Origin of the sequence: Duganella margarita (assembly GCF_009857535.1) — a bacterium.
Classification (GTDB): Bacteria; Pseudomonadota; Gammaproteobacteria; order Burkholderiales; family Burkholderiaceae_D; genus Rugamonas; species Rugamonas margarita.
This window is the reverse complement of the sequence record NZ_WWCS01000009.1, coordinates 22,234-44,087: the sequence shown is the minus strand read 5'-3', so window position 1 is coordinate 44,087 and position 21,854 is coordinate 22,234. Positions and strand designations below refer to the sequence as shown.

Genomic DNA, 21,854 nt, shown 5'->3' with positions numbered 1-21,854 from the left:
GCTGGATCGCCTGGAGCGGCATGGCGCTGATCAGCACCATTATCGCGCTCGTCTCCTTGCGCTACCTGCCTGGCAAAGGGCCGGTTCCCGAAGTGACCGCTTTGAACCGCTACTTCAATCCCTGGATCAAGGTGCATGCGGCAGGTGCGGCGTTGGCGTTGCTGCTGGGCGCTACGCAGTTTCTGCCAGCGATACGTGCACGCTGGCCTGGCTTGCATCGTGTCGGCGGCCGTTTGTATGTGCTCGGTTGCTTGGTCGGCGGCGTGTCGGGGCTGGTGCTGGCGGCAGGCACGTCGGCGGGAGCAATCGCCGGCGCCGGTTTCGGCGCCCTCGGCAGCGCGTGGCTGATGACCACCGGTATCGCGGTGCATCAGATACGAAAAAACCGCGTAACTGCTCACCGTCAATGGATGATCCGCTCCTTTGCACTGACGCTGGCGGCTGTGACTTTGCGGCTGTACCTGCCACTCTCGGGCCTGCTGTCGCTTGACTTCCTGGCTGTCTATCAAGTGGTTGCGTGGCTATGCTGGGTGCCGAATATCCTGTTTGCCGAATGGTACCTTGGCCGCCGCGGGTACGCAGAAAAATGAGCAAACCATACCTCATCGGCCCGTACCTGCAATGCCTCATGAAGCAATCTCCGCTGTTGGTTGTCATAGGATGGGGAAAGTCGTCGATTTTCGTCATTGGGGCGCTTGTGTGGTCGTCGATGCTGTCGGGCTGCCAGGCATGGGAGACGAGATTCAGCGATGACCGGACAGCGGTGATCGAAGGTTCTCCCGAGTGGCGCGACGGCCGCTTCCGCAATGCCGAGCCCAGTCACACCGATCTTCCCAAGGCGCTGCTGCAAGCGCTATCCGGCGCGCCGGAAGACGTGCCTGTTTTACCAGTTGCCGTCGCGTTGACGGATCCAGCCTTGCTGGCAAGGTCGCCCGACAGCGGCTTACGCGTCACCTGGTTCGGTCACTCTTCCACCTTGCTGGAGATTGATGGCGTCCGCATCCTCACTGACCCGATCTGGAGTGAGCGCGCATCGCCTGTCGGCTGGCTTGGCCCGCGTCGCTGGTACGCCCCAACGATCGCACTGTCGCAGTTCCCACGCATCGACGCGGTCCTTATCTCGCATGACCATTATGACCACCTGGACGAGGCCACCATTGTGGCGATGCGGCATTGGTCCAATCTGTTCATCGTGCCGCTGGGCGTCGGAGCGCGATTGGAGCGCTGGGGCATTGCGCCAGCGCGCATCGTGGAACTCGGCTGGTGGCAATCGACCCGGGTCGGCGCGCTCGAGGTGTCGCTCGTCCCTGCGCGGCATTCGTCGGGGCGTCTTAATCCGCGCAGCGACCACACGTTGTGGGGCGGCTACGCATTGCGCGGGCCGCAGCACCGGGTCTACTTTTCCGGCGACACCGGGTTGCAAAACGCGATGACAGAAATCGGAAGGCGCTATGGCCCTTTCGATCTGGCGCTGATCGAGGCCGGTCAATACAGCGACGCCTGGCCTGATGCGCACCTCGGCCCAGAACAGGCGGTGCTGGCTGCGAAGCAAGTCAAGGCGCGTAGGCTGCTGCCGGTACATTGGGGTTTATTCAAATTGGCGCCGCATGGGTGGACCGAACCGGTTGAGCGCGTATTGGCCGCAGCGCGCTGCACCAGCCTGGCGGTGATCACGCCACGGCCCGGCCAATCCGTCGAACCCACTGCGCCAAGGCCTGAAGACGCGCAGCGTTGGTGGCCGACATTGCGCTGGATGTCATCGGAAGAAAGGCCGATCATCGCTACGATCGACGGCGATCCGGCGGATCGATTTGCGCCCATAACTTGCCGTGATGCCAGTGCGCCGTGGCCGGCGGCCTCACACGATGTTGGAGCGATAGGGGCGACCAGTTATATATCCGTTACGCGCATGAGGTAACGCGAAATGCTTCGTTTGTTATCTCGCGCTCAGCAATTATTCTTTGCACAATTCGACTGCAAGGAAATCCATGACACTCGCTCCACGCATACAGCGCACCGTGCAACACGGGATGCTGGGCCTCGCCATCACCAGTGCCCTGATCCTGGCCGGCTGCGGTGATTCCGCTTTGCCGCCGCAGACCGCAGCCGCACCAGCCCCGGTCGTCAAGAAAAAGCCCAACATCCTGTACATCATGGCCGATGACCTCGGCTACTCGGACATCGGCGCCTTCGGTGGCGAGATCGAGACGCCCAATCTGGACGCGCTCGTAAAGCAGGGGCGTTTGCTGACCAATCACCACACCGGTACCGTGTGCGCCATCACGCGCGCCATGCTGGTCTCCGGCACCGACCACCATCTGGTCGGCGAAGGCAATATGGGCGCGCCGAACGACGAGCGCAAAGGCTTGCCCGGCTACGAAGGATTTCTGAACGAGAGTGCGCTGTCGTTCGCCCAGCTGCTGCGCGACGGCGGCTACCATACCTATATGGCCGGCAAGTGGCACCTGGGTTCCGCCATCGCCGGCGGCGCCGTGACCACCGCCGGCAAGACGCCCGACCAGTGGGGCTTCGAGCACAGCTACGCGCTGCTGGCCGGCGCCGCCAGCAATCACTATGCGCACGAAAAAGAAGGCTCCAGCAATTACACGGAGGACGGCAAGTTTGTGCAGCCGGGCCAGCCGGGCCAACCAGGCGGCACGGGGGCTGAACCGTTCTACTCCACCGATTTCTATACCAAGCGCCTGATTTCCTATATCGACCAGCATAAGGCAGACGGCAAGCCGTTCTTCGCTTACGCTGCCTACACCTCGCCGCACTGGCCGCTGCAGGTGTCGGAACCGTGGTTGTCCAAGTACAAGGGCAAATACGATGCCGGTTACGACGCCGTGCGTAATGCCCGCATCGCCCGCCAAAAGCAGCTGGGTCTGGTGCCGGCCGACTTCAAGCCGTACGAGGGCGCGCCGGAAACCCTGGCTGCCACGCCCGCCACCTCGGGCTACGGCAAGGCCGGCGCCAAATACATCAACGCCAACAATGGCGTGGCGCAGGGCTACACGGAATACGGCGCAGGTAAAGTGAACAAGAAGTGGGGCAGCCTGACGCCGCTGGAGAAAAAAGCCCAGGCGCGCTATATGGAAATCTACGCCGGCATGGTCGACAATCTCGACCACAACATCGGCCTGCTGATCCAGCATCTGAAGGATATCGGCGAATACGACAACACCTACGTCATGTTCCAGTCGGATAATGGCGCCGAAGGTTGGCCGATCGACAGCGGCGCTGATCCGAAGGCAACCGATGAAGCCAACGCCACCGAGCCGGTCTATTCCGCGCTGGGCACCGACAATGGCGCGCAAGCGGCCAAGCGGCTGCAATATGGCTTGCGCTGGGCCGAGGTCAGCGCCACGCCGTTCCGTCTGACCAAGGGCTACGCCGGCGAAGGCAGCGTCTCGACGCCATTGATTGTGAAGCTGCCGGGGCAAACCGCGCGCCTGCCTGACCTGAGCGCGTTGACGCACGTGACCGACAACACCGCCACTTTCCTGGCGCTGGCCGGCATCCCCTTGCCGAGCGAGGCCGCGCCTAAAGCTGTCGACGCCGCTGGCGTAGACCACAACCTGGGCAAGGTGGTCTACAGCGGCCGCAATGTCTATCCGGTCACCGGCAAGTCCTTGCTGCCGCTGCTGGAAGGCAGCGCGCAGGCGGTACGCAGTGATCCGCTGGGGCACGAGTCTTACGGTCGCGCTTTCCTGATCAGCGGCGACGGCAAGTGGAAGGCGTTGTGGAATGAGCCGCCTGTCGGCGCGCTCGATGGTCATTGGGAGCTGTACGATTTGACGCATGACCGCGGCGAGACCAGCGACGTGTCGGCGCAAAATCCCACAGTGACCAGCGGCATGGTGCTGCAATGGCAGCAATTCATGACCCGCGTCGGCGGCGTCGAACCGCTGAAACCGCAAGGCTACTACTGATGTCTCTGGTACCTCGTGGCCTGCGCCTGACGCTAGGCGCAGGCGCAGGCGTGGCGGTGCTGCTGGCTGTGCTGGGATGGCTGCTGCTGCCAAGCGTCAGCACGGCGCTGACCGGCACGCCACCGGCCCCGGCACTGGGCAACGAGCAGTCCTGCGCCGCCTACAGCGGCTTGCCGGTTGGCTGGGGCAAGGATGCGCACGCCGGCATGGTGCGCATCGCCGCCGGCAGGTTCGTCTTCGGTAGCGAGCGCGGCTATGCCGACGAGCGGCCGGCGCAGCCCGGCCTGGTGCGCGTCAAGAGTTTCTGGATCGACCGCACCGAAGTCACGCAAGCCCAGTTTGCCGCGTTTGTGGCGGCCACGGGTTATGTGACGGACGCCGAAAAGCAGGACGCCGGCGTGGTGTTCCATACGCCAACCGCCGAGGAGCTCACGCAGCGTCCGTACGCCTGGTGGACGTTGCAGAAAGGCGCGCAATGGCGCGGCGCGCAGCCGGCCGGCGGCCATCTGCCAGTAACGCTGGTTACCCAGGCCGATGCGCTGGCCTACGCGCGCTGGCTGGGCCGGGATCTGCCCACCGAGGCCGAATGGGAGTACGCGGGCAAAGCCGGCCGCAGTGACGACCAGCTCGACACCGCGCCGACCGACGCGCAAGGCAAACCTATCGCCAACTATTGGCAAGGCTCGTTTCCGCTGCTGGACGCCGGCGCAGACGGTCATGCCGGCCTGGCGCCGGTCGGCTGCTACGCCGCCAACGCTTTTGGCTTGTACGACATGATCGGCAATGCCTGGGAGTGGACAGCCGATCCCTACACCGGACCGCGCCAGCCGCATGCCAACGGCGACACTGCTGTCGCTGCCGGAGCGGCGCACGCGTCCGATGCTGCGATGGTGATCAAGGGCGGCTCGTTCCTGTGCGCGCCGGACTACTGCGTGCGCTACCGGGCTTCGGCGCGCGAGTCGCAGGAACGCAATCTGGCGGCGGCCCACATCGGTTTCCGGACGGTGCGCCGGGAGTGACGCGCATCCGTTTATTCCGGCCGGGCGCCGGAGCGATCTGCCTGTTGCAGTTCGGAGATGCGCCGGGCTTGATCGAAAACGCTGCGCGCGGTCAGGTTGAAGCCGGAGACAGGCAGTTCCGCCGCGCGCAGCGCGCCCACCACCCACGAGTTGCAGTTGTTGAGCAGGCTATAGTTGCCGGTGCCTTTGTAAAACAGATTGAGGTTGGCCAGCCGCTTGCCGAGGTAGACGGGCTTGCCATCCGCGCCGGTGGCGATGCTGCGGTCGATGTAGGCGACCAGCTGGTTGTAGCCCCGCTCGGTGATCGCCAGCGGAATGCTGTCGCCCGGCGCCACGCCCAGCGGCGGATTGGTTGCGCGCCCGCCGGCCTGCAAGGCGGGGTAGTCGGACGCCACCAGCGCCTTGACCGCCTGCGACACGCCGGGATCTTCGTCGACAAAATACCCACCATCGCCCCAGCCGATCAGCATGTATTTGTGGTCCTTGAAATCCTGCGCCAGCTTGGTGCTTCGGGCGAGAATGTCTTTGCCGTCAAACAGCAGGGCTGTATGCCAGCCGTACTGCACCACGTGGATGGTGTGGGGCGCGGCTTCCTTCGGCAGGTCGGCGCGACTTGGCGTGCCGGCGCAGGCGGCCAGCAGCAGAAGCGGAGCGAGCAGGGCGATCAATCTCATGGGCGGATACTGGCGTAAAAGTCGGCAATTTTACCGCAGGGCAGTTTTTTTCTGCGGGCGTCAGTAAGCGCACGCTGCTGGTATGCACTTTCAGGCACACTCAAGCCATGGAAAAAGTCACGACGCGCACTGCCAACATTTCATCCCTGCCGCCGCCGGATAACCGCCGCGCCACCTTGATCAAGCGCCGCGACATGAAGATGGCGAGGTCGCCGCATGCCTACGTGCGCGGCAACACCGCGCAGTACTACGACTGGCTGCACTCATTGCCGGGGCAGCGCCTGCCGCGTGGCCCGGCGATCTGGATCTGCGGCGACTGCCATGTCGGCAATCTGGGGCCGGTGGCCGACGCGCAGCGGAAAGTCCAGCTGCGCCTGCGCGACTTTGACCAGGCGACGATCGGCAATCCCACGCACGATCTGATCCGTCTCGGCTTGTCGCTGGCCAGCGCCGCGCGCGGATCGTCGCTGCCTGGCATCGTCACCGCGCACATGCTGCAGCACATGCTGCTGGGCTACCAGCGGGCGTTTTTTCCGGGCCACGAGGAGATTTTCGTCAAGCCGCAGGTGGTCAAGACGGCTTTGCGCCAGGCGCAGCAGCGTTCATGGAAGATCTTGGCGCGCGAGCGCGCCATCGACAGCCGGCAAGCCATCCCTTTGGGCAAAAACTTCTGGCCGATCAGTTCTGCCGAACGGTCTGCGATCGAAGAGATGTTTGCCGATCCGGCCATCCTTTCGCGCGTGACGGGCAGTGAAGCCGGCCAGATAACGCGCCGTCCCGTGGTGGTCGACGCCGCCTATTGGGTCAAAGGCTGCAGCTCGCTGGGTCTGCTGCGTTACGCGGTGCTGGTCGATTTCGGCGGGGCACGGCGTCTGATTGATATCAAGGAAGCGGTGGCGGCGACCAGCCCGCGTTATCGCCGCGTCAGCATGCCGCGCGATAACGCCAAACGCGTGCTGGAAGGCGCCTGCAATCTGACCCCGGCTTTGGGCGAGCGCATGGTGGCGCGGCGATTCATGGAGCGCGGCGTGTTTGTCCGCGAACTGCTGCCGCAAGACCTGAAGCTGGAGATCGAGCAGCTGGGTATCGAGGATGCGGTGCTGACTGCCAGCTATCTGGCGTATGTGGTCGGCAGCGCGCATGCCCGGCAAATGGATGCGGGCACGCGCCATGCCTGGCTCACCGAGCTGATGGGCCAGTCGGCCAAATCGACGGGCGCGCCGCACTGGTTATGGCACAGCGTTGTCCAGCTGGTCGCCAGCCACGAAGCGGGCTACCTTGAACATTGCCGCAAATACGCGATGACCGACTAGCCGCGCGCTGCGCCGTCAATAAAATAATTTCCTCATTCCGCTGACGCTTTTGCCTTCTCGTTGCACAGATACGTTAACCCTCCATTAATATATTTTCCATTACAATTGATGAAACTTGATTAAGGAAGATCGTGATGGAAGAGTTGCTGCTTACCCTGAGTGCATGGTTCATCCACCTGGATGCGCATTTGCTGGAGCTGATCGATGCGCATGGCGACTGGGTCTATCTGATTCTGTTCCTGGTGATCTTTATTGAAACCGGCGTGATCGTCATGCCGTTCCTGCCGGGCGATTCGCTGCTGTTCATCGCCGGCGCGCTGGCAGCCAAGGGATTGCTCGATCCGCTGACGCTGTGCGTGCTGCTGTTCGTCGCCGCCGTGACCGGCGATGCGCTCAACTTCAGCATCGGCGCGTGGTTCAAGCGGCGGGCCTTGGACACCAGCAAGATACCGTTCGTCAAGGCCGAGCACATCCAGCACACACAGCAGTTCTTCACCACGCACGGCGGCAAGACGATCATCCTGGCGCGCTTCGTGCCGATCGTCCGCACGCTGGCGCCGTTCGTGGCCGCGCTGGGTTCGATGCCGCGCAAGGTATTTTTCACCTATAACGTCACCGGCGGGTTCCTGTGGGTTGGCAGTCTGCTGGCGGCCGGCTACCTGTTCGGCAATATCCCGTGGATCAGCCGTAACCTGACGGCAGTGGTGCTGGGTATTGTGGTGCTGTCGATCATGCCGGCGGTGGTAGGCTGGCTGCGCTCGCGCCGTGTGGCGTAACGCTAGCCGCTAGCCGCGAGCTCGGCGAAGGTGGGGGCGGAACAAGACCCGCCCGATGATCCGCAGCGAGATCCCCTGTTCGCACAGAAAATCAACGGCCGCATTGCTGCCTCGAAATAGCAGGTAACGGACGCCTTCATCGATGATGGCGGCTGCGCGGTCGTCTTGCCGGTTCACTACCCGCAACGCAGTCGCCTGCGGCGGTGGAGATGCCGGCGCGTGGAAAGTACGCTGGCGTACCGGCAGGATGTGGGCAACGAGGCAGAAGTCTTTTCGCGTCATGATGACACCGATAACAGGAATACCGCCATGGTACGCCCAACGAGCGCCAGCGGATGTTCGCTAGCGCTCGTTGGGCGTGTGCCGCTTACTCCTTGCGCTGCGCCGCCACCGTCTCGGCCGTCACCTTGCCTTGCTTGCCGCCGAACTGGAACAGCACGTAGTTGCTCAGCTGCGCGATTTCCGCATCGGTTAAGGTGCTGAACTCGGGCATGAACACGTCTTCCGTGCCGATGCGCATTTTGCCGCCGTGCAGAATCATTTGCGTGACGTTGCGGCCGGTCGGGTCGTTCACCGAGCGCGCGCCGAGCAAAGACGCGTACGGCGTTTGCGGTCCCTGGCCGTTCCACTGGTGACAGCTGGCGCAGCTTCCCTCGAACAGGCGCAGTCCGTTCTGCAAGTCGGCCGGCGTGTGGGCGGCCGGCGTGTACGCGGTCGAACTGGCCACAGTATCCGGCTTGGGATTGACCTTGACCGGGTTGTCGCCCGTGCGCGCCGGAATGCTGCGCAGGTAGGTGATCAAGTCCCTGGTGTCCTGCGGGTCCAGGTATTGCAGGCTGTTGTCGACCGCTTCGCCCATCGGCCCGGATGCGGGACCGTGGCCGGCGGCGTGGCCGAAGCGCAGGTACTGGTACAGGTCGGCGTCAGTCCAGTTGCCGATGCCGTGTTCCGGGTCGGAGGTGATGTTCGGCGCCTGCCAGCCGTTGATGATGGCGCCGGCCAGTTCGTTGCGGTGCTCCAGCGCGAAGCCGATGTTGCGCGGCGTGTGGCATTCGGCGCAGTGGGCCAGCCCGATCGCCATGTAAGCGCCGCGATTCCATTCGGCCGATTTGTCGGTGGACGGCTTGAAGCGCTCGCTGCGGAAGAAGGCGGCGTTCCAGAAGCCCATCGCCCAGCGCTGGTTGAACGGGAACGACAGCCCCGGCTCCGGCGTCGGCTGTTCCACTGCGGGCAGGCTGAACAGATAGGCCTTGATGGCCAGCACGTCGTCGCGGCTCAGCAGCGAGTACGAGGTGTACGGGAAGGCTGGATACAGGCGCTGGCCGTCGTGGCGCACGCCCTCATGCAGCGCGCGCACGAAGTCGTCGTCACTCCAGTTGCCGATGCCGGTTTTCTTGTCGGCCGTGATGTTGGACGAGTACAGCGTGCCAAACGGCAGCTTGAACGGCAGCCCGCCGGCAAATGGCTTGCCGCCGGCAACGGTATGGCAAGCCACGCAGTCGGCCGCGCGCGCCAGGTAGGCGCCGCGCGCAATCTGCGGCGCGTTCACCGGCGCGCCGTGCAGCATCGGCGCGGTGCCGGGCGATGGATCGGGGCGGGTTAGCCCGATGTAGGCGGCGACGCCGATGGCAGCCACGCAGGCCGTAATCAGAAGCAGACGGCGGTGTATGGTGAACTTCATGCTGCACCGCCTTTCTGTGCCAGCTGGTCGCGCCGGATCGGCAACTCCCGCAAGCGCACGCCGGTGGCGGCGAAGATGGCGTTGGCCAGCGCCGGCGCGGCAATCGCGGTGCCGACTTCGCCGATGCCGCCGGGCGCTTCGCTGCTGGGGACGATGTGGACTTCGACGTTGGGCGTTTCGTTCATGCGTATCATGCGGTAATCATTGAAGTTGCTTTGTTGGACGGCGCCATGTTCGATGGTGACTTCGTTGTACAGCGCCGCGCTGAGGCCAAACAGCAGGCCGCCCTGGACTTGCGCCTCGATCGAGCCGGTGTTGACCGGCACGCCGCAGTCGACCGCCACCACGGCGCGCCGCAGTCGGACGTCGCCCTGCGCGCTGACCTCCACCTCCACCATGGCGCACACCTTGCTGCCGAACGGTTCGCCCAGCGCCACGCCACGCCCGACGCGCGGCGGCAGCGGACTGCCCCAGCCCATCTTGGCGGCGGCCAGTTCCAGCACCGCCGTGCTGCGTGGATTGTTGCGCAGCAGCGCCTTGCGCCAGGCCACCGGATCGGCCTTGGCGCGGTGCGCCAGTTCGTCGAAGAAGCTCTCGACCACGAACAGGTTGTGCAGCGCGCCGACGCCGCGCCACCAGCCTACCACCAGGCCCGGCGGCATGTCGTGGCGCACCCATTCGACCTTGAGGTTGGGCACCGCATACGGCAGGTCGGCCGCACTTTCCACAGCGTCGCGATCGAGCCCGTCCTTGCGCATCGCAGCCGGGGCCCAGCGGCCCAGCACGGTGCCGCTGCAGATGCGGTCGCCGAACCAGATCGGCTTGCCCTGTGCGTCCACCACGGCGGAAATCACGTCGTGGTACATCGGCCGCACGATGTCGTGGCGGATGTCTTCCTCGCGCGTCCAGATGATTTTCAGCGGGTAAGGCGCCAGCTTGGCGAAGGCAACCGCCTGTTCGATATAGTCGGTTTCCAGCCGGCGGCCGAAACCGCCGCCCAAGTATTGCGGATGCAGGATCACTTTATCGACCGGCAGTCCGGTCAGCTTGGCGGCGCTGGCCACCGCGCGCGTCGGTACCTGGGTGCCAGCCCAGATCTCGCAGCGCTCCGGCGTGACATGGACGGTGGCGTTGAGCGGCTCCATGGTCGCGTGCGCCAGCATCGGCATCTTGTAGGTGGCCTGCACCAGGTCGCCTTGCGGCCTGCTGCCGACTTCGCGTGCGACGACAGCCTTACCGTTGGCCTGGCTGTCGGCCAAGCCGTCGCGCAGTTGCTTGGTGTTGAGGTTGGCGTTGGGGCCGTGATTCCAGGTGATGTCCAGCAATTCCATGCCGCGCTTGGCGGCCCAGAAATGCTGCGCCACCACGGCCACGGCGTTGTCGATGCGCAGCACGTCGATCACGCCGTGCACGGCGCGCGTCTTGCGGTCGTCGAAGCGCACCAGCGTGCCGCCGCGCGTCGGACAGGCCATGACGGTGGCGATGCGCATGGCGGGCACGCTGACGTCGATGCCGAATTTGGTCAGCCCCAGCACTTTGTCGGGTGAGTCGAGGCGCGCCATCGGTTTGCCGATCAGGCGGAATTCGCTGGGCTGCTTGAGTTTGACGTCGCCCGGATCGGGTAACTTGCCGGCCGCTGCCGCCACCTGCGCGTAGCTTAGGCTGCGGCCGGACGGGCGGTGATAGATCACGCCGCGCTCGACTACGCAGGTGTCCGGCGCTACTTTCCATTTGCTGGCGGCCGCGCTCACCAGCAACGCGCGCGCCACCGCGCCGGCCAGGCGTAATTCGGTAAAGGTGCTGCGGGTGCTGGTGGAGCCGCCGGTGATCTGGCCCTTGAGCAGCTTCATGGCATACAGCTCCTCGTTGGGCGGCGCATGTTCGATCTGGATCTGGTCCAGCCCTACATCGAGTTCTTCCGCCAGCAGCATGCTGGAGCCGGTGTAGATCGACTGGCCCATTTCCACCATCGGCATCACCAGTCGGATCGCGCCGCTGGTGTCGATGCGGACGAAGGCGTTGGGGGCGAAGGCCGGTGCGCCATCGGCGGCAGCAGCGGCGGCGTCGCCCGGCTGGCGATGCGCGCTCATCATGGCAACTGCCGCTTTCGGCGTCGCCATGATGGCGAAGGCGACCGACAGGCCGCCGGCTTTCAGCAGGCTGCGGCGTTTGGCGGAGAGGATATCGGCGCTCATTTCCGGCCTCCCACGGCGCTGACCGGAATCGCTTGCGTGACGACGATCTTGCCGGTGGCGGCCTGCTTGATGGCGGCGCGGATGCGCACGTAGGTCGCACATCGGCAAATATTGCCGGACATGGCGGCGTCGATGTCGGCATCGGATGGCGATGGATTACGCTTCAGCAGCGCGGCGGCCGACATGATCTGGCCGGACTGGCAATACCCGCACTGGACCACGTCCACCGCCAGCCAGGCATCCTGGATGCGCTTGCCGCTGTCGGTGGCGCCGACCGCCTCGATGGTGGTGACTTCCCGCGTCCCGACTGCCGAGATCGGCAGCACACAGGAGCGCACCGGCTCGCCGTCGAGGTGCACGGTGCAGGCGCCGCACTGGGCGATGCCGCAGCCGAACTTGGTGCCGGTCATGCCGATCACATCGCGGATGGCCCACAGCAGCGGGGTGTCGCCATCGATGTCCACCACATGCTGGCGGCCGTTGACCTGGATCGTAAATGCCATGAACTGCTCCTGAAAAAGTGGGAAAACTCTTTTTAGGCTAGCAATATTTTGGCGACGTGATAACTAGCTATTAGCCATAAACCGTTGTGCGCCTTTTGCACAAGCGGCTTATCCCTGAGTACGTGTGAACGCCTATCTTTGTGCAGGTAGTCAGGCACGGCCGGGTTTGCTAGCATGGGGGAGGCCACGAAAGGAATACAGATGCAGTCAGAAAAATTCGCGGAATTCCTCGGGGTGTTTGTCGATGTCGCGCGCGAAGGCAGCTTCTCGGGCGCAGGAAGGCGCCGTGGCCGCACGCCGTCGTCGGTTGGACGGCAGATTGATATGCTGGAGCAGCATCTGGATACCGCGCTGTTCCTGCGCTCGACCCGGCTGCTGACGCTGACCGATGCTGGCGAGGCGCTGCTGGTGCGCGCGCGGCAGATCCTCGATGCGCTGGCCGATGCGCAGCAGGAACTGGCGTCAATGAAGGGGGCGGTGACCGGCATCCTGCGGGTGGCGTGCTTTCCCACCTTCGGCAAGCGCTATGTGTTGCCGGTGATCGGCCAGCTGGCGCGCCAGTATCCCGATCTGCGGCTGGAGCTGGATCTGACCGAACGGCTGGCCGACCCGGTGGCCGAGCGGCTGGATCTGGTGATCCGCATCGGCGACATCGCCGACAGCACCCTGATCGGTACCCGCATCGCCACCCAGACCCGCATCCTGTGCGCCAGCCCGGCTTACCTGGCGCAAGCCGGCACGCCCGGCGCCTTCGCCGATTTAAGCGGTCACCGCCTGATCGACAAGCTGCATGGCGCCGACCTGCTGGGCTGGACCGATGTGCTGGGCCAGCCGGCGCGCGCCTTCAGCGCCCAGCCGGTGTTCGCCTGCGATGATTTTGAAGCGATGCGGCTGGCGGCGCAGGAGGGCCTGGGCGTCGCCTATCTGCCGGACTGGGTGGTGGGGCAGGACATACAGGCTGGCCAGTTGCGGCAGTTATTCCCGGAATGGTCGGCGCAGGCGCGCGCCTGCACCGGCATTTACGCCTTGCGGGCCTTGCGCCAGCCGCCGGCACGGGTGACGGCACTGCTGGATGCGCTACGTGCTTTTATCGGGCATCCACCGGGCTGGTCGGTGAACCCGGCCGCGTCTGCCTGACGAAGAGCAGGGCCACGCCGGTCAGCGCGGCGATGGTCATCACAGTGGCCATCACCGTCAACTGGTTGCCGGCCAACACGCCGACCAGCGCGCCGGCAGCGGCGCCGGCCAGCATCTGCATCGAGCGCAACAGCGCCGCCGCGCTGCCGGCCACATTACCGACCGAGGCCAGCGCCTGGTGGGTGGCGTTGGGCATCACGATGCCGGCGCAGATATTACTCAGCACTACGCAGGCGGCGATCAGCGCAATCGAACCGAGGCCCAGCGTGGACGCCAGCAGCAGGAGCAGGCTGATGACGCCGGAGCCGAGCACGCCGCCGATCAGCAGGCGGTCAGGGCTCCACACGCGCGCCAGGCGGCCGCCGGCGGCCGCGCCGATGATGGTGCCGGCCGCCGTCAGCGCAAACAGCATGCCGTAGCCGCCGCTCGACACGCCCAGCATATCGATGAACACCGCCGACGAACCGGTGATGTAGGCGAACATGGTGCCGAACGACGCCGCCAGCAGCGCCGCGTGGATCAGGTAGTGGCGGTTGCGCAGCACCTGGCCGTAGGCGTGCACGGCGTCGCCGAACACATTGCGTTGCGGCGCGCCGGCGTTCTGCGGCCGGCTTTCCTGGTAGCCGCAGGCAGCCAGCAACAGCAGCACCAGGCCGATGCCGCCCAGGCTTTGATAGATCAGCCGCCAGCTGCCCAGTTGCAGCAGCGCAGCGCCCAGCAGCGGCGCCAGCAGCGGCGCCACGGCGTTGACCAGCGCGACATACGATTGGCGGGTGAGGGCGGCATGGCCGCTGAACACATCGCGGATGATCGCCGCCGGCAGCGCCGCCGCGGCGCCGGCCGCCACCCCTTGCAGCAGGCGCACCAGCAGCAGCGTGCCGATCTGGTCGGCGTAGGCGCAGGCGAACGCGGCCAGCGAGAACAGGCCCAGACCGGACAGCAGCACCGGCTTGCGGCCATAGCGGTCGGACAGCGGACCGAACAGGATGGGCCCGACCGAGAAGCCCAGCAGGAACATGGTCAGCGTGCGCGTGGCTTCGCCGATGCTGATGTGGAAGGCGGCCTGGAGCGCTGGAATGGCCGGCAGGCCGATGTCGATGGCGAGCGGCGGCAGCGCTGAGAGCAGTCCCAGCATGACGATGTAGAGCGGCGAGGTGGACCGGATGGCGTAGCGTGACATATGATGGAGGTGTATCGTTAGGCGGTACAGTAGTGTATCACGATGCGGTACAGTTTGCTCAGCTAGGGAAAATCGAAGATGGAAGGTATTCAAGTGATCGCGCGGGCGGCGGCGATTTTGCGCGCAGTCGGCGCGCAGCCGGACGGGCTGAGCCTGGGCAAGCTGGCCCAGGCCACCGGCTTGGCGCGCTCGACGGTGCAGCGCATTGTTGATGCGCTGGAAATGGAGCATCTGGTGCAGGCCGGCGCCGGCGGCGTGCGGCCCGGCTGGGGCTTGCGCCGGCTGGGCGAGTTGCCGGGTTCGGGCATCGCCCAGGAATTGCGGGCGGCGCTGTATGAATTGTTCGAGGCCACGCACGAGACCATCGACCTGTCGACGCTGGCCGGCGGCGAGGTGCTGTTCGTGGACCGCTTCCTGTCCGACCAGGCGGAGCGCGCGGTGCCATCGGTGGGGGCGATTTATCCGGCCTACACCATGGCCAGCGGCAAGGGCTTGCTGGCCTGCCTGTCCAGCCACGAGGTGGAAACGCTGTATGCCGATGCGCCGCTGCAGCAGCTGACGCCGAATACCGTCGCCACCATGCCGGCCCTGTTGCAGCAGCTCGACGGTATCCGCGCCGGCGCTTTCGCCTACGACCAGGAGGAGCATGCACTGGGCCGCAGCGCGATCGGCCTGCCGCTGGGCGTGCACCAGGGCGTGGCGCTGGCGATCTCGGTGGTGCTGCCGACCGGCCGTTTCGAGCGCCAGCGCAACAGCGTGGAGCAGGCCTTGCAGCGCTGCGCCGAACGTTGCCGCGCGCAACTGGGCCAAATGGTGCGCCGGGCGTCGTGAAGCACAGCGGTATAATCGGCGGCACATGGTCCGATCACGAAAGGCGTTACTTTGAACATTGAACCGGCATCGCTCAGCCGCGCCGAGCTGGAGCAGCAACTGGCGTCCAGCAGCGTGCGGCGCCATGCGCTGCTGGAGGCGATTGATGACGGCTTCTGCATCATCCAGTTCATCGACGGGCCGCACGGGCCGCTGAGCGACTACCTCCACATCGAGGCCAACTCCGGCTACGAACGGCATACCGGCATCGGCGGCATCGTCGGCAAGCGCCTGCGCGAGATCGAACCGGACAATGCCCACACCTGGCTCGACCTGTACGGCACGGTGCTGCGCACCGGCGAGACGGCGCGCTTTGAACAGGAGTTCCAGGCCGTCGGCCGGCATATCGAAGTGTCGGCGATGCGGGTCGGTCCGGTGGCGCTGGGGCAGGTGGCGGTGCTGTTCCGCGACATCACGGCGCGCAAGAAGACCGAGGCGGCGCTGCGCGAGAATGTGCAACGGGTCCAGCTGGCGCTGGCGGCCGGCGCCATCATCGGCACCTGGGTGTGGGACGTGCCGGCCGACCACTTCAGCGTCGACGAAGGCTTTGCCGAAGCCTTTGGTTTCGAGGCGGGCACCCGCCGCAGCGGGCTGTCGCTCACCGAGGTGTTGGCCTCCGTGCATCCGGACGACCGCGCCGGCCTGGCGGCGGCGATCGATGACGCGCTGCAGCGCGGCGGCGCCTATGCCCACCAATACCGCACGCGTCGGCGCGACGGCAATTATTACTGGCTGGAAGCGAACGGCCGCGTCGAACTGGACACCGATGGCAAGGTCAGCGCCTTCCCCGGGGTGCTGATCGATATCGAGGGCCGGCGCGCGGTCGAGGCCGAACGCGACCGCGCGCTGGCCGCGCTGCGCGGGTTGAATGACACGCTGGAGCAGCGCGTCGAGCAGCGCACCGCCGCGTTGCTGGACGCCGAGGCGGCGCTGCGCCAGGCGCAGAAAATGGACGCGGTGGGCCAGCTGACCGGCGGTCTGGCGCACGACTTCAACAACATCCTGGCCGGCATTTCCGGCAGCCTGGAGTTGATGAAGATCCGCCTCGGGCAGGGCCTGGTGGCGGACCTGGAGCGGCACGTCAATGCCGCCCAGTCGGCGGTCAAGCGGGCGGCGTCGCTGACGCAGCGCCTGCTGGCGTTCTCGCGCCGGCAGACGCTCGATCCCAAGCCGTCAAACCTGAACCGCATTGTCGCCGGCATGCAGGAGTTGCTGTCGCGCAGCGTCGGCCCGGCCATCGCGCTCGAGACGGTGGCGCCGGACGGCTTGTGGAATAGCTTCGTCGACATCAGCCAGCTGGAAAACGCCTTGCTCAACCTGTGCATCAACGCCCGCGACGCCATGCCGTCCGGCGGCAAGCTGCGAATCGCCAGCGCCAACCAGACGCTGGACCAGGACGCCGCCGCACAGCGCGGGCTGGCGCCCGGCGAGTATGTGGCACTGACCGTCAGCGATACCGGCGTCGGCATGACGCCGGAGGTGCTGGCGCGCGCCTTCGATCCGTTCTTTACCACCAAACCGGCGGGCTCGGGCACGGGACTGGGCTTGTCGATGGTGTACGGCTTTGCCGGCCAGTCCGGCGGCGCGGTCCATGTCGCTTCAGAGCCGGGCCGGGGCACCACGGTGTGCCTGCTGCTGCCGCGTCATGTGGGCGAGGAAGTGTGGGAAGAGACGCCGCCGGAGGGCGCGGCGTCGCCGGCGGTGTTCTGGCGCAAGAAAATCCTGGTGGTCGATGATGAGCCGCTGGTGCGCACGGTGGCGGTCGAGATGCTGCAGCATCTGGGCTATAACGTGCTCGAGGCGGAAGACGGGCCGTCGGCGCTGACGCTGTTCGGCGGCCATACCGACATCGATTTGCTGGTGACCGATGTCGGCATGCCCAACGGCATGAACGGCCGCCAGCTGGCCGACGCCATCCGCGCGCGGCGGCCGGATCTGCCGGTTCTGTTCGTCACCGGCTACGCCGAGCATGCCGTGCTGAATCACGGCCATCTGGAACGCGGTATGCAGATCATCACCAAGCCATTTCCCGCCGAGCTGCTGGCGCGCCGGGTCAGGGCGCTGACCGAAGGCGAGGGCGTGGCGTAAGCTGTGCTTACTCGAACTGGATGCGGGTGACGTAATACGGCTTGTAGCTGTCGGCGCCGCCCTGCAGCAGGATGCCGTCGATGGTCTTGTTGGCGGCGGCCAGTTGCGAGTACGTCAACGGCGGCACAATGCCGAATTTCACCAACCTTCCTAATGAAATCCGCCAGCGCCGCCGTGCCCGGTGACTTATGGTTTTGCCGGCAGCACCTGCACCTCGATGCCCGAATACATCGCCGGCGCATGGTAGACGCGCTGGGTCGCCTTCTGGAAGTCCTCCGGCCTGGCTTTCGGAATATCGACGAAGGTTTGCGGGTTCAGGTCGACCAGCGGGAACCACGAGCTCTGGATCTGCACCATGATGCGGTGACCACGTCGGAAGGTGTGGTTGATGTCGCTCATGCTGTAACTGACGGTTTCCACCTTGCCCGGCGTGAACGGCTGCGTATTGTCGAAACCGTTGCGGAATTTACCACGCAGCGGGTCGCCGCGCACCAGTTGCTGGAAGCCGGCCATGGTCACCTGCGGCTTGGCCGTGTCGCCGCCGCGCGGGCGCTCGTCGCCGTCATCGCCGGCCGGGTATTCCGGCGGGTAGACGTCGATCAGCTTGACCACCCAGTCGGCGTCGGTGCCGGTGGTGGAGACGAACAGCTTGGGCTTGACCGGGCCGGCGAAGGTGACGTCCTGCTCCAGCGGCTCGCTGCGGTAGGTTAGCACGTCCGGACGGGTCGAGGCGAAGCGCTGGTCGCCGACCATGTATTCCTTTGGCGCGCCGTTGGCCGGGTAGGCGGTGAACGGCACCGGCTTGCGCGGGTCGGCCACGTATTCGTCGAAGGCGGCGCCGGCGGCCGGCTGTTTCCAGCTCAGCGTGCCGTTGTCGCCCAGGTACAGGGTACGGGCCTGGGCCTGTTTTGGCGGCCATGCCGCGTAGTTGCGCCAGACGTTGCTGCCGGTTTCAAAGGCCGTGACCTCGGGCAGGCTCTTGCCCTTGGCGTCCTTCAGGTGCTGCTCGAAGAACGGGAACTGGATGTTGGTGCGGAAGTACTCGCTGGTCTTGCTGTCGAAATTGACGTAGCCCAGGCGCTTGCCTTCGCCGCGTGCCCAGCCGCCGTGCACCCACGGGCCCATCACCAATCCGCTGTAGGTGGCCGGGTTGTTTTTCTTGATGCTGGCGTAGGTGGTCAGCGGGCCTTGCAGGTCTTCGGCGTCATACCAGCCGCCGACGGTCAGCACGGCGGCCTTGATGTTCTTCAGGTGAGCAGCGATGTTGCGCGACTTCCAGAATTCATCGTAGCTGCTGTGGTCGATGGTAGGACGCAGCAGCGCTTGCTGTTTCGGCGTCATCGTGCCGAGGATGTTGGACAGCGTCAGGTGCTTGAGGAAAAACTCGTAGCCGTCGGCGGTGCCGTAGTCGAAGCGGTCCCAGGTCTTTGGCAGCGGCGTCGGATTTTCCGCTTCCACGAAGGCCGAGTAAAAGTCGAAATTGGCGGCCAGCATGAAGGCGCCGCCGTGGTAGGAGTCGTCGTTCATGAACAGGTCGGTCACCGGCGCCTGCGGCGAGGCGGCCTTGATGGCCGGGTGCGAATCAATGATGCTGGCCGAGGTGTAGAAGCCCGGATACGAAATGCCCAGGATGCCGACCTTGCCGTTGTTGTTGGCGACGTTCTTCAGCAGCCAGTCGACGGTGTCGTGCATGTCTTCGCTCTCGTTGCCCTGGCCTTTGGCGCGGCTGGGATTGACGTGCGGCGTCATCTCCTGCCACTTGCCTTCCGACATATAGCGGCCGCGCACGTCCTGCTTGACGAAGATGTAGCCGCTGTCCTCGAACTCCTGCGACGGGCCGATGTGTTCGGGGTAGTAGTCTTCACCGTAATGCAGTTCGCCGCCCGACTGCACGCCGGCGCTGTACGGCGTGCGCTGCATCAGGAAGGGGTAGCTCTTGCTGCTGTCCTTGGGCACGTAGACCACGGTGAACAGCTTGACGCCGTCGCGCATGGGAATGTTGAATTCATACTTGGTGTAATGCTCGCGCAGGCTGTACTTCGGCGCATCGGCGGCGAGCACGCTCTGGTGGCACACGCCTCCCAGCAGCAACGACAGGGCAAGGGCGGTAAGACGGGCTTTCATGGAATCCTTATGGATGAGATGGCAAACCCGTCTAGTGTAATCCGGCTCGATGCGTTAAATTGTAAAAATTTATTGTATTCAGGAACTTTGTCGCATGAAACTGCTTTCAATGACGCTATGCGGGGTATTGCTGACGGCCTTGGCGGCGCCGTCCCGGGCGCAGGATACGCGGCATGTGCCGCATGGGTCGTACACGCAGCTGGCGATTCCGGCGCCGGCTTGCCTGACGATGAACCAGCCGTGGGAAGGGCAGTGGAGCCCGTGTTCGGCGGCCGATCATCAGGATTGGCTGCAGGACCTGCGTCACTGGCGCGAGGAGCGCCGCATCCGCGTCGGCTACGATGGCAGCCGCTATGCACGGCCATCGGCGGCGTGGACGCAATCGAGTTTCATGCAGGCGCAGATGATGGTCGAGGACCGCTATTTCTACGATCCGGCCACCCGCCGGTATACTGTGGACCGCTATCTGGACGATCTGGTCCAGCGCTTCGGCGGCATCGATGCGGTGCTGGTGTGGCCGACTTATCCGAATATCGGTCTCGACGACCGCAACACCATCGACATGGTGCATTCGCTGCCGGGCGGCATTCCGGCGGTGAAGCAGATGGTGGCCGACTTCCACCGCCGTGGCGTGCGGGTGATGTTCCCGATGATGTTGTGGGACCAGGGCACGCGCGCGCTGGATCGCTCGTGGCCCGACGCGTTGGCCGCGCTGATGAAGGAGATCGGCGCCGACGGCATCAACGGCGATACGCAGGACGGCGTGCCGCTGGCCTTCACGCTGGCGGCCGACAAGACCGGCCATCCGCTGGTATTCCAGCCCGAGGGCCTGCCGTCCGACGAGGCGCTGGCCTGGAACCTGATGACCTGGGGCCAGTACACCTTTCCGTTCGCGCCGACGGTGGACCGCTACAAGTGGCTGGAGCCGCGCCACATGGTCAACATCTCGGACCGCTGGAACCGCAGCAAGACCGATGACCTGCAATTCGCCTTCTTCAACGGCGTGGGCTGGGAGAGCTGGGAAAACATCTGGGGCATCTGGAACGGCATCACGCCGCGCGACGGCGAAGCCACCCGCCGCGTCGCCACGCTGGAGCGCAGCTATGCGCGCTTCCTGGTCAGCCCGGACTGGGAGCCGCATTATCCGGCGCGCCAGTACGGCGTGTTCACCAGCCGCTGGCCGCTGGCCGACGCCACGCTGTGGACCATCGTCAACCGCAACGAATACGATAGCGACGGCGTGCAGCTGCGGGTGCCGTACCGCGCCGGCGCGCGCTATTTCGATGCCTATCACGGCGTGGAACTGGCGGCCGCGCGTTACGGCGACGGCGTGCTGCTGTCGTTCCCGATTGAAGCGCGCGGCTTTGGCGCGGTGTTGATGACCAACGGCGCGCCGGACGCCGCCACCGTGGCCAGCCTGGACAAGATGAAGGCGATGACCCGGCGTCCCTTGCGCGACTGGTCCGCCGAGTGGGCTGCCTTGCCGCAGACGCAAACACCGGTCGCATCCACCAAACCGGTCAGCAGTGCGCCGGCCGGCATGGTCGAAATTCCGGCCGGGCCGTTCGACTTCAGCGTGCGCGGGTTGGCGATTGAAGGCGGCAACAGCATCGGCGTGGACGTGCAGTATCCATGGGAAGACGGTGCGCGCCGCTTCCACCAGCGCAGCATGCAGATGGCGCGCTTCTTCATCGACCGCTACCCGGTCAGCAACGCCCAGTTCAAGGCGTTTGTCGACGCCACCCATTACCATCCGGCCGACGACGCCAATTTCCTCAGGCATTGGCAGAACGGCAGCTATCCCGCCGGCTGGGGCAACAAACCAGTCACCTGGGTCGGTCTGGAGGACGCCCGCGCCTACGCGGCCTGGGCCGGCAAGCGCCTGCCGCGTGAATGGGAATGGCAATATGCCGCCAGCGGCAGCCAAGGCCGCATCTACCCGTGGGGCGACACCTGGCGCGCCGACGCGGTGCCGCAGCCGGCCACCGGCCGGGCCGTGGCCACGCCGGACGATGTCGACGCCCATCCGCAGGGCGCCAGCCCGTTCGGCGTGCAGGATCTGGTCGGCAACGTCTGGCAGTGGACCGACGAGTACAGCGACGCCCACACCCGCTTCGCCATTCTGCGCGGTGGCAGCTCATACCAGCCGCAAGGGTCGATCTGGTACTTCCCGCCAGCCTACCGCAACGACCAGCACGGCAAGCTGTTGCTGATGGCGCCGGGACGCGACCGTGCGGCCACCGTGGGCTTCCGCTGCGTGGCCGACGCCGAGTAGCGCAATGTTGAGGCGTGTTAAAAGCATTGCTTTTGGTAAGCCTTTATACTGTGGTTTTTCGATTCCAAAGCTGCGTTGCAGGATTTC

General features: G+C 65.3%; 18 protein-coding genes. 10 read left to right on the top strand and 8 right to left on the bottom strand.

The window, feature by feature from the left end; all coding sequences use genetic code 11:
* Positions 1-20 precede the first annotated feature (20 nt).
* From GTP55_RS15175 to GTP55_RS15160, 4 genes are all read left to right on the top strand, one after another.
* Positions 21-590: a DUF2306 domain-containing protein gene (locus GTP55_RS15175; protein ID WP_202423722.1), complete on the top strand. Its 570-nt coding sequence runs from the start codon at positions 21-23 to the stop codon at positions 588-590.
* Positions 587-1,918 carry an MBL fold metallo-hydrolase gene (locus tag GTP55_RS15170; protein WP_202423721.1) on the top strand — a complete coding sequence of 444 codons (1,332 nt, stop codon included), beginning with the start codon at positions 587-589 and terminating at the stop codon, positions 1,916-1,918. Before GTP55_RS15175 ends, GTP55_RS15170 begins: the two co-directional genes overlap by 4 nt.
* 70 nt (positions 1,919-1,988) lie before the next feature.
* The gene (locus tag GTP55_RS15165) at positions 1,989-3,932 is read left to right on the top strand and encodes an arylsulfatase (RefSeq protein ID WP_161045732.1); all 1,944 of its coding nucleotides are present in this window, start codon (positions 1,989-1,991) and stop codon (positions 3,930-3,932) included.
* On the top strand, positions 3,932-4,951 hold the full coding sequence (locus tag GTP55_RS15160; protein ID WP_161045731.1) for a formylglycine-generating enzyme family protein: 1,020 nt from the start codon (positions 3,932-3,934) through the stop codon (positions 4,949-4,951). The genes GTP55_RS15165 and GTP55_RS15160 overlap by 1 nt, the downstream gene beginning before the upstream one ends.
* Positions 4,952-4,962: 11 nt before the next feature.
* Here the strand turns inward: GTP55_RS15160 and GTP55_RS15155 are convergent, their stop codons facing one another.
* Positions 4,963-5,625, bottom strand: coding sequence for a DUF2459 domain-containing protein (locus GTP55_RS15155; RefSeq protein ID WP_161045730.1), 663 nt, complete (start codon positions 5,623-5,625; stop codon positions 4,963-4,965).
* Positions 5,626-5,732: 107 nt separating this feature from the next.
* Here GTP55_RS15155 and GTP55_RS15150 point away from each other — a divergent pair, with 107 nt between their 5' ends.
* Together GTP55_RS15150 and GTP55_RS15145 are read left to right on the top strand one after the other, a co-directional pair.
* Complete coding sequence (locus GTP55_RS15150) at positions 5,733-6,938, top strand: DUF2252 family protein (RefSeq protein WP_161045729.1); 1,206 nt, start codon at positions 5,733-5,735, stop codon at positions 6,936-6,938.
* Positions 6,939-7,072: 134 nt separating this feature from the next.
* Positions 7,073-7,714, top strand: coding sequence for a VTT domain-containing protein (locus GTP55_RS15145; protein ID WP_161045728.1), 642 nt, complete (start codon positions 7,073-7,075; stop codon positions 7,712-7,714).
* Between the two features lie 9 nt (positions 7,715-7,723).
* Here GTP55_RS15145 and GTP55_RS15140 read toward each other — a convergent pair whose 3' ends face one another.
* The 4 genes from GTP55_RS15140 to GTP55_RS15125 all read right to left on the bottom strand — a co-directional run bounded on the left by GTP55_RS15140 (position 7,724) and on the right by GTP55_RS15125 (position 12,093).
* Complete coding sequence (locus GTP55_RS15140; RefSeq protein ID WP_161045727.1) at positions 7,724-7,996, bottom strand: hypothetical protein; 273 nt, start codon at positions 7,994-7,996, stop codon at positions 7,724-7,726.
* An 85-nt stretch (positions 7,997-8,081) separates the two neighbouring features.
* Positions 8,082-9,395, bottom strand: coding sequence for a c-type cytochrome (locus tag GTP55_RS15135; RefSeq protein ID WP_161045726.1), 1,314 nt, complete (start codon positions 9,393-9,395; stop codon positions 8,082-8,084).
* Entirely contained in the window at positions 9,392-11,590 is a 2,199-nt protein-coding gene (locus GTP55_RS15130) for a xanthine dehydrogenase family protein molybdopterin-binding subunit (RefSeq protein WP_161045725.1), read from the bottom strand. The genes GTP55_RS15135 and GTP55_RS15130 overlap by 4 nt, the downstream gene beginning before the upstream one ends.
* Positions 11,587-12,093 carry a (2Fe-2S)-binding protein gene (locus GTP55_RS15125; RefSeq protein WP_161045724.1) on the bottom strand — a complete coding sequence of 169 codons (507 nt, stop codon included), beginning with the start codon at positions 12,091-12,093 and terminating at the stop codon, positions 11,587-11,589. The genes GTP55_RS15130 and GTP55_RS15125 overlap by 4 nt, the downstream gene beginning before the upstream one ends.
* Positions 12,094-12,294: 201 nt before the next feature.
* Here GTP55_RS15125 and GTP55_RS15120 point away from each other — a divergent pair, with 201 nt between their 5' ends.
* The gene (locus tag GTP55_RS15120) at positions 12,295-13,230 is read left to right on the top strand and encodes a LysR family transcriptional regulator (protein WP_161045723.1); all 936 of its coding nucleotides are present in this window, start codon (positions 12,295-12,297) and stop codon (positions 13,228-13,230) included.
* Here the strand turns inward: GTP55_RS15120 and GTP55_RS15115 are convergent.
* Positions 13,181-14,410 carry a Bcr/CflA family efflux MFS transporter gene (locus GTP55_RS15115; protein ID WP_161045722.1) on the bottom strand — a complete coding sequence of 410 codons (1,230 nt, stop codon included), beginning with the start codon at positions 14,408-14,410 and terminating at the stop codon, positions 13,181-13,183. The genes GTP55_RS15120 and GTP55_RS15115 overlap by 50 nt on opposite strands.
* Positions 14,411-14,488: 78 nt before the next feature.
* Between GTP55_RS15115 and GTP55_RS15110 the strand changes: the two genes are divergently transcribed.
* Together GTP55_RS15110 and GTP55_RS15105 are read left to right on the top strand one after the other, a co-directional pair.
* A complete protein-coding gene (locus GTP55_RS15110) occupies positions 14,489-15,241 on the top strand; it encodes an IclR family transcriptional regulator (RefSeq protein WP_161045721.1) in 753 nt (250 codons plus the stop codon).
* 57 nt (positions 15,242-15,298) lie between these two features.
* Positions 15,299-17,368 (top strand): response regulator, encoded by a 2,070-nt coding sequence (locus tag GTP55_RS15105; protein ID WP_443093222.1) that lies wholly within the window; start codon positions 15,299-15,301, stop codon positions 17,366-17,368.
* A gap of 7 nt (positions 17,369-17,375) precedes the next feature.
* Here GTP55_RS15105 and GTP55_RS30065 read toward each other — a convergent pair whose 3' ends face one another.
* Positions 17,376-17,510 (bottom strand): hypothetical protein, encoded by a 135-nt coding sequence (locus GTP55_RS30065; RefSeq protein WP_267876857.1) that lies wholly within the window; start codon positions 17,508-17,510, stop codon positions 17,376-17,378.
* A 44-nt stretch (positions 17,511-17,554) separates the two neighbouring features.
* Entirely contained in the window at positions 17,555-19,492 is a 1,938-nt protein-coding gene (locus GTP55_RS15100) for a CocE/NonD family hydrolase (protein ID WP_161045719.1), read from the bottom strand.
* Positions 19,493-19,586: 94 nt separating this feature from the next.
* On the opposite strand from GTP55_RS15100, the gene GTP55_RS15095 reads away from it, so the two are divergent.
* Positions 19,587-21,767 carry a formylglycine-generating enzyme family protein gene (locus GTP55_RS15095; protein ID WP_161045718.1) on the top strand — a complete coding sequence of 727 codons (2,181 nt, stop codon included), beginning with the start codon at positions 19,587-19,589 and terminating at the stop codon, positions 21,765-21,767.
* The last annotated feature ends 87 nt before the right edge of the window (positions 21,768-21,854 follow it).

Excerpts from the sequence above, each read along its gene's own strand:
- GTP55_RS15160 (WP_161045731.1), top strand. The coding sequence starts at position 3,932 with ATGTCTCTGGTACCTCGTGGCCTGCGCCTGACGCTAGGCGCAGGCGCA.
- GTP55_RS15150 (WP_161045729.1), top strand. The coding sequence starts at position 5,733 with ATGGAAAAAGTCACGACGCGCACTGCCAACATTTCATCCCTGCCGCCG.
- GTP55_RS15140 (WP_161045727.1), bottom strand. The coding sequence starts at position 7,996 with ATGACGCGAAAAGACTTCTGCCTCGTTGCCCACATCCTGCCGGTACGC.
- GTP55_RS15170 (WP_202423721.1), top strand. The coding sequence starts at position 587 with ATGAGCAAACCATACCTCATCGGCCCGTACCTGCAATGCCTCATGAAG.
- GTP55_RS15175 (WP_202423722.1), top strand. The coding sequence starts at position 21 with ATGGCGCTGATCAGCACCATTATCGCGCTCGTCTCCTTGCGCTACCTG.
- GTP55_RS15145 (WP_161045728.1), top strand. The coding sequence starts at position 7,073 with ATGGAAGAGTTGCTGCTTACCCTGAGTGCATGGTTCATCCACCTGGAT.
- GTP55_RS15165 (WP_161045732.1), top strand. The coding sequence starts at position 1,989 with ATGACACTCGCTCCACGCATACAGCGCACCGTGCAACACGGGATGCTG.
- GTP55_RS15110 (WP_161045721.1), top strand. The coding sequence starts at position 14,489 with ATGGAAGGTATTCAAGTGATCGCGCGGGCGGCGGCGATTTTGCGCGCA.
- GTP55_RS15125 (WP_161045724.1), bottom strand. The coding sequence starts at position 12,093 with ATGGCATTTACGATCCAGGTCAACGGCCGCCAGCATGTGGTGGACATC.
- GTP55_RS15130 (WP_161045725.1), bottom strand. The coding sequence starts at position 11,590 with ATGAGCGCCGATATCCTCTCCGCCAAACGCCGCAGCCTGCTGAAAGCC.
- GTP55_RS15100 (WP_161045719.1), bottom strand. The coding sequence starts at position 19,492 with ATGAAAGCCCGTCTTACCGCCCTTGCCCTGTCGTTGCTGCTGGGAGGC.
- GTP55_RS15115 (WP_161045722.1), bottom strand. The coding sequence starts at position 14,410 with ATGTCACGCTACGCCATCCGGTCCACCTCGCCGCTCTACATCGTCATG.
- GTP55_RS15120 (WP_161045723.1), top strand. The coding sequence starts at position 12,295 with ATGCAGTCAGAAAAATTCGCGGAATTCCTCGGGGTGTTTGTCGATGTC.
- GTP55_RS15095 (WP_161045718.1), top strand. The coding sequence starts at position 19,587 with ATGAAACTGCTTTCAATGACGCTATGCGGGGTATTGCTGACGGCCTTG.
- GTP55_RS15135 (WP_161045726.1), bottom strand. The coding sequence starts at position 9,395 with ATGAAGTTCACCATACACCGCCGTCTGCTTCTGATTACGGCCTGCGTG.
- GTP55_RS15155 (WP_161045730.1), bottom strand. The coding sequence starts at position 5,625 with ATGAGATTGATCGCCCTGCTCGCTCCGCTTCTGCTGCTGGCCGCCTGC.